The sequence below is a fragment of the Psychroserpens mesophilus genome, from assembly GCF_050617655.1.
Classification (GTDB): Bacteria; Bacteroidota; Bacteroidia; order Flavobacteriales; family Flavobacteriaceae; genus Psychroserpens; species Psychroserpens mesophilus_A.
In genome coordinates this window covers 1-246 of the sequence record NZ_JBODQC010000398.1, presented here as the reverse complement: position 1 = coordinate 246, position 246 = coordinate 1, and the positions used below count along the sequence as shown (strand labels likewise).

General features: G+C 53.3%; 1 protein-coding gene. It reads left to right on the top strand.

Annotated features, from left to right (window positions below):
* Positions 1-246, top strand: a 246-nt coding sequence (locus tag ACRHNM_RS17755) for an oligosaccharide flippase family protein (RefSeq protein ID WP_431137966.1), incomplete at both ends; no start/stop codon positions are given.

Sequence of the window (246 nt, the reverse complement as noted above, 5' to 3'; positions counted from 1 at the left end):
GAATTTCATGTTCGCCTACCACTTTTCCAGAAGAACCGATTTTGGACGCCCAAGACCTGGGGTGCACTTCTCTGCTGTGGCCCCCTTGCTCAAAGTGTCTGGCTACCAGCTCGCGTTCAATGTGCTTAACTTCTTCTCGCGCAATCTCGACAACGTGCTTGCCGGCAAGTACCTAGGGGCGCCACTGCTGGGCATCTATGACCGATCCTATCAGTTGATGCGGTATCCGCTGCAGCTTTTGACATT